Genomic DNA, 10,168 nt, shown 5'->3' on the forward strand with positions numbered 1-10,168 from the left:
CCACGGTGGAACCGTCGAGACCGAAGGCCGCGAAGAGCGCCTTCACGATCACCGGCGCGCCCGCGATGATGAGGCCGCCGATGATCGACAGCTTGCCCGAATCGGTATCGCCCCGCCGAATGGCGAAGCCACCACCGACGACACAAATGGTGCCGAAGATGAAGCCGATGAGCATGACGATGCCCATCGCTTTGCTCGCGCCTTCGGCGAGACCGCCGGCGGCTTGAGCAAGGATGGGTGCGAATTGAGGTAGTGATGTATTCATGAGGCCGACGTTCTACCGCTTCTCGAAACGCACGCTGCTCCAGCGCCAGAGCCACTTCGCAGCGCTCGCGCTGCCACGCTCTGCGGATGAATCAATCCACCATTTCCGCCGATCGTCTCGAACACCTCCGCCACCTCGAAGCACATCTCGCCGAGCAGATCCGCGGACAAGATCACGTCCTCTCGCGAGTGGCCTCCGTGCTGCACCGAGGCGAGTTGGGACTCGCGCCGCGCAATCGTCCACGCGGCAGCTTCCTGTTCCTCGGCCCAACCGGCGTCGGCAAAACGGAACTCACCATCGCCTTTACCCGCTACCTCGCGGGCGACGACAAACTCTTCCGCTTCGATATGTCGGAGTATCAGACGCAAGACAGCCTCGGCCTGTTGCTCGGCGGCAAACTCGGCGAAGTCGGTCTGCTCGGCCTGGCCGTCGCGAAGTCTTCCACCGGCACGCTGCTCTTCGACGAAATCGAGAAGGCGCACCCGCGCGTGCTCGATGTTTTCTTGCAAGTCCTCGACGCCGCTCGGGTGACAATGGCCAACGGCGACGTGCTCGATCTCAGCGGCTTCTACATCGTCTTCACGTCCAACATTGGTGCGGCCGAACTGCTCAATCTCCAGCACTCATCCTTCACCACGATGGAACGCCACGTCCTCACGAAAGCACAGCGTTCGCTCCGCCCCGAACTCTACGCCCGCCTCACCGAAAAGATCGTGTTCAGCCGCCTCAGCTATGACGTGCAGTTCGACATCGCTCGCCTGCACATTACCCGAGAGCTTGCCCTGCTCCGCGACCAAGGTTTCGACCTTTCCACGGACGAATCAGTCGTCTCATTCCTCATCCAACGCGGTTTCCATCCCCGTCTTGGCGCTCGTCCGCTTCGCGATGCGGTCGAGAAGTATCTCCGCGGAGCAGTCGCCGACGCTCTGCTGGCGGAAGTCAGTAGCAGGCGCAGTTGCTCCACGCTGTCGGCTTCGTGGTTCACCGGCGTCACCAGCGTGAGCCGCGCATTCAGGGCACCGAGCACTTCGCGCAGATTGATCTCGGCGAAGTAGTCGAGGAACAGGTCCGTCGAAGCGGCGCGGCAATCGACGACAAGCAAGTCGGTGCTTTCCAGCAGCGCGAACAGCCGGTCGCTCTCACGCGGCTTTTGGATGTTTACGAATTCCGCGTCGGCGTGGAAGCGGAGCAGCGTGGAGTTTTCGTCGTCGGTATCGGCGGCGCGATGGGACAGCCGGCGGTCTTTCAACGCCTGGACGAAGTTCACGGCGAAGAAGCTTTTACCGACGCCGCCCTTTCCGTTGAGAATGAGGTTGAGTTGTTTGGTCATAAGGTGGGCGTTCAGCGGTTAGAGGTTGCGTGGATCAGCGATGCGGGGGCCGCGGCTCCGTGGCGTTTCCGCGGGTGAGGAAGTCGCCTGGGCGGCGACGGCCGTTGGCGCAGCAGCCGCTGGGGCTGGCGAATTCAACGGTGCAGGCGCGGCGGATCGTTCGCGCTTCGGTCCGCGTTTGGAGCTGGCGCGTGGTTCTTCAATCTCGTGTCGGTAAAATCGCCGCACGGTATCCGCCGCGACTTCGATGCCGGCCAACGCGAGGAGTTCGCGGATCATGCCGAACGAGGCGCCTTTCAGCCGCAGTTCAGCAATGCCTTCGCGATGGGGCAGCAAGGCCGCGAACCGTTTCGGCGGCACGCCAGCGAAATTGCGCACCGCTTCAGCGAAGCGCTGCGTCGGCGCGTCAGCGGCGGACACGTCGCTCACGACGCGCCTCCTCGGTAGGCGCTGCGTCGTCCAAACCAAACGGCAGTTCGGGGTAGTGCGTCCCACAATTCAAAATGCACGGGCGATCCTTCGCGTGGTCGGCGTTTTCTCATGCGCCATTCGTCGCACAGTCCACGGTCTCGTTGGCGCTCGCGATGGAGCAACGTGAAGGCGGGGCTGCGTTACGAATGCGGTCAATGCTTTCGCCGAAAACTCAGACCAATTTGAAGAATGCGCAGAGCTACTTTGAAGAGCACCTCGCGGTGGGTGACTACTATAGCCAGGGAGAGCAGATTGTTGGCGAGTGGATCGGTCGCGGTGCTGTTGCGTTGGGTCTCTCAGCCGTCGTTGGGAAGGAAGAATTCCTCAAGCTTTGCGAAAATCGACATCCGCAAACCGGAGAGCGGCTAACTGCGCGGATGAAAGAGACGCGACAGACGGATGACAGCGGCGAAGTGGCCAACCGTCGGGTCTTCTTCGACTTCACATTCTCTCCGCCGAAGTCGGTCTCCATCGCCGCGCTAGTTGGAAACGACGAGCGCATCGTTGCTGCACATCGCGAGGCGGTAAAGGTTGCGGTGAAGGAGTTGGAAGAATTCGCAGCGACACGAGTGCGGATGGCCGGCACCGATCTGGACCGGTCAACGGGGAACATCGTCGCCGCACTGTTCGAACATGAAACCTCCCGCGCGCTCGATCCCCATTTACACACGCACTGCATCGTCTTCAACGCGACCCACGACGACGCGGAGAATCGGTGGAAGGCGCTGCAAAACTTTCAGATGCTCGTCGCTCAGAAATTCGTCGAGAATGTGTATTACCACGAGCTCGCCCGTGCTCTGCGTTCCTTCGGATACAAAGTCGTGAATTCCGCGCGTGGTGACTTTCGCATCGCGGAAATCTCCCCTGAACTCTGTGCGCTCTTTTCCAAGCGGCACCGCGAAATTAACGAACAGACCGAACGATTTCTGGCGGAGAATCCTGCAAAGGCGGGTGGCAACGTCAAAGCGATCCGTGAGCACCTGGCGCACAAGGGGCGCTCGCGGAAGCAGCATGAGATTCCGCGGAGCCAACTCCGCGCGCTGTGGGACGGCCAACTGGCGGCGGCTGAGCGACCGGTGGTGCCGCAATCCTCCAGCGGGAAAAGCCTTCCACGCTTTGACGCCGCAGACGCGGTGAATTGGGCGGAGGAGCATCTGTTCGACCGTCGTTCGATCATCCACGAGCACGACCTCTGGCGGCACGCGCTGGAGTTTGCGCGCGGCCGTGGCGTCACCCTGGCCGAGATCAAGCGTGAGACTGCGAACCGACCCTACGTTCGCGAAACGCCTGGCAAGCTGACGCGCCGGGATATTCTCGCTCGCGAATGGGAGATCGTTCAGCTCGCAAAGAACGGCGCACGCGCGCACGAACCGCTCGCGAGGCATCTCGACGATGGTGGCGAGTCTCTGGCTGGCGATCAGAAGTCCGCCTTCCGACGTATCCTTGGCTCGCTGGATCTCGTGACGTTGTTTCGCGGCGGAGCGGGCACCGGAAAGAGCTTCGTCTTGCTGCGGGTTCAGGAAGCATTGCATCGCGAAGGACGCGCCACGCATGTCCTGGCGCCCCAGCGACAACAGATTCTCGATTTGTCGAAAGATGGGCTTAGTGGAACACAAACGGTCGCGGAATTCCTAGACCGCGGCTCCGTCGCTGCCGAGGCAGTAGTGATCGTCGATGAAGCCGGACAAGTGGGTGCGCGACAGCTCTTTGATTTGCTCAAGTTGGTGGAGTCGCGGGGTGGCCGGATCATTCTCTCCGGCGATACGCGGCAGCATGGGCCGGTCGAAGCGTCCGACGCGCTGCGAGCGATCGAGCGTTATTCCGGCCTTCGTCCCGCCGAGCTGAACGAAATTCGCCGGCAAGATCCTGAACGGGCGCGCGATGACGCTGAGCGAAGACTCATTCGAGAATACCGGGCGGCGGTCAAAGAGGCTTCCGAGGGCTCGATTGAGCACTCGTTTGATCGTCTCTTGCAACTCGGCGCAATCACGGAAGCCGCGCCGGAACGGCTGCGGGATGAACTCGCAAGCGCCTACGTGGAATTGGCGAGCAAAGACCAATCGGCCATCGTGGTGTCGCAGACTTGGTCAGAGATCGACGAAGTGAACTCGCGCATCCGTCGAAGCTTGCGCGAGCGCGGGCTGCTTGTGGGCGCGGAGGAGAGCATTACTTCACTGCGGCAAATCGACCTCACGACGGCCCAGAAAAATGATCAGCGCTACTACCCGGAGGATCACGTTGTCGTGTTCAACCAATCGGTTGGCCGCTGCAAACGCGGCGACTTCGGCCGCGTCCGCGGAATCACGAAGCGCGGCGTCATCATCGACACTGGCCATTCGCTGCACGTCGTGAAGCCCGCCCAATTGGATGCAATCAACGTGTGCCGCCCACTCGAGTTGACGGTGTGCGGCGGTGATCGTCTCCAACTCAAGGCGAACGCGCAGGCGACCAGCGGAGCAAAGCTCGCAAATGGTGAGATTGTCACCATCGCGAAAATCAAACGCAGCGGCGAGATTGCGTTGAGTGATGGACGAACGCTGCCCGCCAGCTACCGACAATTCGTCCGGGGCTACGCCGTTACATCCTACGGCTCGCAAGGCAAGACCGTCGACCATGTGCTCCTGGCTGATTCCGCGAACCGAGCCGCAACCAATGCGCAGCAATGGTATGTCAGTATTTCGCGAGGACGGCGAAGCATCCGCATTTTCACACCCGACAAAGCCGCGTTGCGCCGACACATCACCCGGAGCGGCGACCGGCCCCTCGCGCTCGACCTGGACCTTTCAAAACGTGAAAGCAGCGCCATTCGGCTTGGGAGACTGCGCGGTCTCCGCCGTGGGCGCGCCTTCGCGAAGGCGGTCTGCATGATGATCGCCCGCAAACTTCGTTTTACCAAAACCCGCCAAGAATCCGTCACCGTATGAGCCTGAAACAATCATCACTTGATCCCACGTCGCCGCGAGCGGCCGGTGAGCATTTACCGGCCTGCTGGCACCGGGAGCGCAATCGAAATTGCCTGCGGATTGAAGCCAGTGCGGGCGACACCTTCATTTTTCCATACCCACACTTGGTAGCAGCACATCACCAGCGCTCTGGAAATTCCGAGACGTTGCGCATCTCCTTCCCGAATCATGAAGTCACGCTCACCGGTCGGCAACTGGGCGAGATCGCCTCAGCTTTACAGGATCTGTCGGTTGATTGGGTGAAAGCGCTCCCCGCGCGATACCAGAGTCTCGCGGAAATGGACGGGGCGAGCGTCACCCAGATCGAGGTAAAAATCCTCGAATAGAGCGCCGGTAGGAGCCATGAAATTTCGGGCCGAAAACGCCGTTTACCCTCCCAATCCGCACCGGAATTGATAGCCTGAATCGGTGAAGAATCTGGTCTGCCCACACTGTCAAACCGCTGTAAAATCCGAGGCGTCCGTCTGCCTGGGATGCGATGCGGAGATCGTGCGCGGAGCTTCTCGGCGCGAGAAGACGACCGGCGGGTGTTTGGTCGCAATCGTGGGGCTCGTGGTCACGATGGGGGTGCTCGGCCTGGCGCTTCCCGCGCATGGAATCGGGAGCGAATCGGGACTGGCAATAATCGTCGGCCTGATCCTTGCCGCAGTGATCCTTAACGTGCTGGGGCGCGCCCTCGTCGGGTTTTTGTTCCGCTCCCGGTTGCGTTTCTTTCGGACCTATCGCCATCAGTAGCCGCCCCGTTACTGGCGCGAGGTTCGCTCGGCAGCCGAGGAGGCTCTTCTCCTGCAAGAAGACGCGCGTAGGCGCTTTCGACCGAGCTTGTATCGACGAGCAGTTCACAACCCGGCCGCCCCCAGCGCACGATGCGCAGCCACGGGTCGGGTGCGAGCTGATGCCGTGTGGCGTAGAGCATCCGCTGCACGAGCTTCACGCTTCCAAGGACTTGAATCAGGAGCTTCTTGGAGAGCACGAGCGGTCGAACGCCATTGACGACGATCGGCTTGAAACTTTGTGGCAGCTCTAACATGCCGCCAGCGTAGAGGCCCGGTCGCGGTCCGTTGCTCCCGCGGGCGCGCAACCTTACACTCAAGCCGCTCCGCACCAACCGCTTGATTCATCTACGCAGCCGCGGCGAAGCTTCTCTCGGTTTCCTGCAAATAAGATTCCACCACTTTTCGATAATCCTTGGGGGGTTGAATCTTCCAGAAACGCTCAACTTCCTTCGCTTTCACCAAGGCGCGGTAGTGCTTGAAGATCATCTGCGGGGTGTTCCCCATTTCGGCAGCCGTGAGATTTTCGTTTTTTGTTCGAGCGTAGAAGCAGCTCCCGAAGCTGTGTCGCAGAGCATTATGGGGCCAAGGAGTGATTTCCGCATCGTCGGCGAGTTGCTTCAGCTTCTCGCCAAACGCATCCACATTTGGCGCGACCGGGCCTGCCTTGCGCGCCAAGGGCTTCAGCCAAGCGAGAAGATTGTCGCACACCGCAACCACGCGCCGCCTTCGAGTTTTGGCTTTAGTACCCTGCACGACGATCGTTCGCCCTTGAAGATCGATCTCGGACCAATCCAGCGCGCAAAGCTCCGAACGTCGCAGGCCGGCGAACAAACCAATCGCAACGCCGGCAATCATCGCCGGGCAGGTTTCAACAGCTTTCTTCAACAGCGCCGTGGTTTGCTCAACGGTGAGAATGCCCGCCGGCTTGTCGTCCAGAATGGGGCGCTCAATCGTCGCTGGGGCATTGGATGCACAATAATCGCGCTTCATCGCGAAATTGAAAACCGTAGTAAGCGTCACGAGGTAGTTCTTGCGGGTCCGTGGCGACCACTCAGCTTCTCCGAGCCAGTCCTCGATGTCCGCGCGCTTCATCTCGCTCAAATTCACATCGCCGAACTCCTCTTTGATCACTTTGAAGTAGCTCTCATACTGCGTGATCGTCCGTGCCTTGCAGTCCTTGAACGAGCGCCGGTGCTGGATGAACTCGACTGCGATCTGCGTGAAAGTCCGAGTGCCACCTGCGGGCAGAGTGTGCTTGAGGAAATAGTCCACTGCTTCCGTGAGTGACCGCCCGACCGCTGCCAGCCGCTTGAAAGCATTCTGAGCCTCTCCAAGCTGCGGCGATGTGAGGTCGAACACGGCGGCGCCGAGTTGTTTTTTGATCGTCTCCTGGCCGATCTCCGTCGTCTTGAAACCGTCCGCTTGGCTGTCCGTCTTGCTATCGCCGAAAATCCATGACCGAGCCGCGTCCAGCGTGGAGAAGTTCTTCTTCAACACCTTGCCACCCGTGAACTTCTTGTTGAGACGAACCCGCCAATACTCCCGCCCATTGCCGTTGACGGTTTGGAACACGGCCACGCCGCGTGGTAGTTTGGCGATGGGTGATCGGGACTTCTTCTCTTGCTTGGCTGGGGCTTCAACTGGGAACATGGGAGTAGTGTCCGCTTTTTGTCCGCAAGTGTCAAATACAGAGTAATAGTTCAGGCTCATAACCTGAAGGTCGTGGGTTCAAATCCCACCCCCGCAACCAATTTAGCTCCCTCGAAACCAACAAGTTTCGGGGGAGTTTTCTTTTGGACCACTTTCGCCTTTGAATCGCGCGAAATTCAGGGAAATGCCGGCAAAATTGCACGGGCTTATATTCGGGCTGCCGCTGCTTTGCGCACATTCTTATCGAATGACTCAATTCAAAGTGAAATTGCACCACCATGGAGCAAAGGAATCTTTTAATCTTGGGGAATCAAGAGGTCTGAAGACAACCCCACACTGAGGTTGTGAAATTCCAAAAACGAAGGGCGCATCGATGGTTGCCCCATTCTGTCATGCGATAAGATGAATACGAAAGTGATTCGGATCGGCTTTACCCCGCGTTTTTCAACGTCATCGAAGGATTCGAGGAAAGCGCCACAGTACAATTTCATCACCCGACTCGCGAAGGGTCCTATCTCACGGTCGAGGCTACGGTGGGCAAACTGGTCGTGAGCGACTCCGCCAGCGTGGTGCTCACCATGCGTTCCATCGAGACCTCTCGACTCCCTGGCGTCGAATTTCCGTTGTGCGAGGCGGTAGCCATTCCGGTTGTGCGGGCCGAGGCTTGGTCGCGATCTGACTCCTACTTACCTATGAAACCAAAACCCATCAGCACACCCCTCAAACTTGGAGCCAATCCAAAAGAACCCGCGGTGAAGGCCGTCAAGCGGGACGCCAATTTCAAGCAGTCGCGCAAAGTGCGTGTGGACCGCGGAGAGCGCCAAATGAAAACCGGGGCCGCCCCGCGGACTCAGCACGGAAAGTAGTCCCTCGCCGCTGGACGCGGCAGCACGAAGCAGGTCGGCGTATGTCTTTAAGCTATGTCGAGAGATGGAAGGAGGTATTGGCCGGGTGATCGCCGCGGCCCGAACTTTCAACACTCTCGACAAAGCGAATTGTTCGCACGGCCTGAGAAATCAAACCAACAACCCAATAGCCACTATGAAAAAACTACTGCTGCTGACCGCCGTGATCGGCGCGTTCGCCGCTCAATCCGTGACTGCTTTCGCTGACGCGACCACCGCTCAGAAAGAGCAGATTGAGAAAGCGCGCACCGAGGTCGTGGAGGCCATGAAGTCTGAAGAAGGCTGCAAAGCGATGTGCGAGGAAATGATGAAGCATAAGAGCTCCAAGAAGATGATGTGCGAGATGATGGCGAAGGATCCCGAAGCCGTGAAGATGATGAAAGGCAAGTAATGGATTTTGGCGCAGCACGGCCATCAAAAGGCTCTGCTGTGCCAACCTCTTTACAGCAAACAACGATGAAAACTGATCCACTGAAGGAAGGTTCATTGACCCAGAATGGCGCCGGCATCGGCACCGTGACCCAGGAGATGGTGCGAGCACGCGCGGTTGAATTGGCAGTGATTAATGGCCACTCGGCAGATGACGTGTCAGTGATCGATCTGGAGCAGGCCCAACGCGAATTGACCGGGGAATCGGACGTCGATCCGAAAGACGCGATCTTGGAAGCAGCGCCGGAATCCGAACGCTGGGATCCGCTTCCAGGCTCGACCGGACACAAGGTGGAGGCGACCTCGAATGAGGATGAGGATGGGGAAGGGCGAATCGATAGCGCGCGGCTCGCCGAAGAAGGCGTTGCCGAAGCGGAGCACGATCAAATGGTTCAGGCCTCCAAAGTCCAGCAGGAGGAGGATGAGCGCGAAAAGGGCCAATAAGGAGCGAAGCGTGCGATGAGCGATTCGCCGAACGTGTCCGCCGCGGGCGCTGATTCCGCGTCGGTCGATCCCGCGTTGCTCCAGACGGCGCTGGCCGCGCAGAAAGACGACTATTTTCGACTCGCCGCAGACTTCGACAATTTCCGAAAGCGCACGCGGCGCGATTCCGCGCAGCAAGCGGCGGCGGAAAAGGAAGCCTTCATCCATGACCTGCTGCCCATTCTCGATAATCTCGACCGCGCGCTCGCTTGCGAGGGAGCTACCTCGTCTGCGCAATTGCATCAAGGTGTGGAGATGACGCTCAAGCAGGTAGAGGGATTGCTGCACCGCCACGGCATCGAATCCGTCAAGGCATTGGGCCAGCCGTTCGATCCGCATCGCCACGAGGCGGTCGCAGTCGGGCACGATCCGAGGCAGCCCGATCACGTCGTCCTCGAAGTCGTCCAGCGTGGTTACTCGCGCGGAGACAAAATGATTCGCCCGGCCAAGGTCATCGTGAATGATCTCGCCCGATCTCCCGGAGCTGGCCGTGGCCGTTGAATTCAAGGATTACTATGAAGTGCTCGGCGTGCCGCGGAACGCGAGCGGCGAGGCCATCAAGAAGGCGTTCCGCAAGCTCGCCCGACAGCACCATCCTGATGTCGCCAAAGACAAGAAAGGCGCGGAGGAAAAGTTCAAGGAACTCAACGAGGCCAACGAAGTCCTCAGCGACCCGGAAAAGCGCCGCAAGTACGACGAACTGGGCGCAGATTGGAATCAGCCTGGACGACAACAACCGCCGCCGCGACGTGGAAATGGCGGAGCTTCTTCGGGCGATCCGGAGGTCCATTTCGACGGCACCGGTTTCAGTGATTTCTTCGAGCAGTATTTCAGCGGTCGCAGTCGATCCTCAGCGGGATTTGGTCAGCCCGGCGATAGTGGGAGAAACGGCGGCG

Annotated in this window: 11 protein-coding genes, 1 tRNA gene and 1 pseudogene; 11 read left to right on the forward strand and 2 right to left on the reverse strand. The window is 59.6% G+C overall.

Annotated elements, in window-relative coordinates; all coding sequences use genetic code 11:
• Positions 1–265 (reverse strand): annotated as a pseudogene (locus tag ABJF10_RS24950) (hypothetical protein); the annotation flags it as partial.
• An 86-nt stretch (positions 266–351) separates the two neighbouring features.
• Here ABJF10_RS24950 and ABJF10_RS24955 point away from each other — a divergent pair.
• The 6 genes from ABJF10_RS24955 to ABJF10_RS24980 all read left to right on the forward strand — a co-directional run bounded on the left by ABJF10_RS24955 (position 352) and on the right by ABJF10_RS24980 (position 5,764).
• Positions 352–1,320, forward strand: coding sequence for an AAA family ATPase (locus ABJF10_RS24955; protein ID WP_348547340.1), 969 nt, complete (start codon positions 352–354; stop codon positions 1,318–1,320).
• Positions 1,242–1,673, forward strand: a complete 432-nt coding sequence (locus ABJF10_RS24960; RefSeq protein WP_348547341.1) for a hypothetical protein — start codon at positions 1,242–1,244, stop codon at positions 1,671–1,673. Before ABJF10_RS24955 ends, ABJF10_RS24960 begins: the two co-directional genes overlap by 79 nt.
• 129 nt (positions 1,674–1,802) lie before the next feature.
• The gene (locus tag ABJF10_RS24965) at positions 1,803–2,042 is read left to right on the forward strand and encodes a hypothetical protein (RefSeq protein WP_348547342.1); all 240 of its coding nucleotides are present in this window, start codon (positions 1,803–1,805) and stop codon (positions 2,040–2,042) included.
• Between the two features lie 56 nt (positions 2,043–2,098).
• A complete protein-coding gene (mobF, locus tag ABJF10_RS24970; protein WP_348547343.1) occupies positions 2,099–4,990 on the forward strand; it encodes a MobF family relaxase in 2,892 nt (963 codons plus the stop codon).
• Positions 4,987–5,355 (forward strand): hypothetical protein, encoded by a 369-nt coding sequence (locus ABJF10_RS24975; RefSeq protein WP_348547344.1) that lies wholly within the window; start codon positions 4,987–4,989, stop codon positions 5,353–5,355. Before mobF ends, ABJF10_RS24975 begins: the two co-directional genes overlap by 4 nt.
• An 82-nt stretch (positions 5,356–5,437) precedes the next feature.
• Positions 5,438–5,764, forward strand: coding sequence for a hypothetical protein (locus tag ABJF10_RS24980; protein ID WP_348547345.1), 327 nt, complete (start codon positions 5,438–5,440; stop codon positions 5,762–5,764).
• Positions 5,765–6,150: 386 nt separating this feature from the next.
• Here ABJF10_RS24980 and ABJF10_RS24985 read toward each other — a convergent pair whose 3' ends face one another.
• Complete coding sequence (locus ABJF10_RS24985) at positions 6,151–7,455, reverse strand: tyrosine-type recombinase/integrase (protein ID WP_348547346.1); 1,305 nt, start codon at positions 7,453–7,455, stop codon at positions 6,151–6,153.
• Here ABJF10_RS24985 and ABJF10_RS24990 point away from each other — a divergent pair.
• From ABJF10_RS24990 to ABJF10_RS25010, 5 genes are all read left to right on the forward strand, one after another.
• A tRNA-Met gene (locus tag ABJF10_RS24990) sits at positions 7,431–7,555 on the forward strand. The two genes, ABJF10_RS24985 and ABJF10_RS24990, sit on opposite strands and share 25 nt — an antisense overlap.
• Positions 7,556–8,496: 941 nt before the next feature.
• Entirely contained in the window at positions 8,497–8,751 is a 255-nt protein-coding gene (locus ABJF10_RS24995) for a hypothetical protein (protein ID WP_348547347.1), read from the forward strand.
• Positions 8,752–8,816: 65 nt separating this feature from the next.
• Positions 8,817–9,233: a hypothetical protein gene (locus tag ABJF10_RS25000; RefSeq protein WP_348547348.1), complete on the forward strand. Its 417-nt coding sequence runs from the start codon at positions 8,817–8,819 to the stop codon at positions 9,231–9,233.
• Positions 9,234–9,248: 15 nt separating this feature from the next.
• Positions 9,249–9,773, forward strand: a complete 525-nt coding sequence (locus ABJF10_RS25005) for a nucleotide exchange factor GrpE (protein ID WP_348547349.1) — start codon at positions 9,249–9,251, stop codon at positions 9,771–9,773.
• The coding region (locus ABJF10_RS25010) for a DnaJ domain-containing protein (protein WP_348547350.1) at positions 9,733–10,168 on the forward strand (436 nt) is incomplete at its 3' end. The genes ABJF10_RS25005 and ABJF10_RS25010, both read left to right, overlap by 41 nt.

It is taken from the genome of Chthoniobacter sp. (assembly GCF_040003245.1).
Taxonomy (GTDB): Bacteria; Verrucomicrobiota; Verrucomicrobiia; order Chthoniobacterales; family Chthoniobacteraceae; genus Chthoniobacter.

What these genes read in the sequence shown, in the direction of transcription:
- ABJF10_RS24955 (WP_348547340.1), top strand. Translation starts at nt 352, where the DNA reads ATGAATCAATCCACCATTTCCGCCGATCGTCTCGAACACCTCCGCCAC.
- mobF (WP_348547343.1), top strand. Translation starts at nt 2,099, where the DNA reads ATGCACGGGCGATCCTTCGCGTGGTCGGCGTTTTCTCATGCGCCATTC.
- ABJF10_RS24975 (WP_348547344.1), top strand. Translation starts at nt 4,987, where the DNA reads ATGAGCCTGAAACAATCATCACTTGATCCCACGTCGCCGCGAGCGGCC.
- ABJF10_RS24985 (WP_348547346.1), bottom strand. Translation starts at nt 7,455, where the DNA reads ATGTTCCCAGTTGAAGCCCCAGCCAAGCAAGAGAAGAAGTCCCGATCA.
- ABJF10_RS24995 (WP_348547347.1), top strand. Translation starts at nt 8,497, where the DNA reads ATGAAAAAACTACTGCTGCTGACCGCCGTGATCGGCGCGTTCGCCGCT.
- ABJF10_RS25000 (WP_348547348.1), top strand. Translation starts at nt 8,817, where the DNA reads ATGAAAACTGATCCACTGAAGGAAGGTTCATTGACCCAGAATGGCGCC.
- ABJF10_RS25005 (WP_348547349.1), top strand. Translation starts at nt 9,249, where the DNA reads ATGAGCGATTCGCCGAACGTGTCCGCCGCGGGCGCTGATTCCGCGTCG.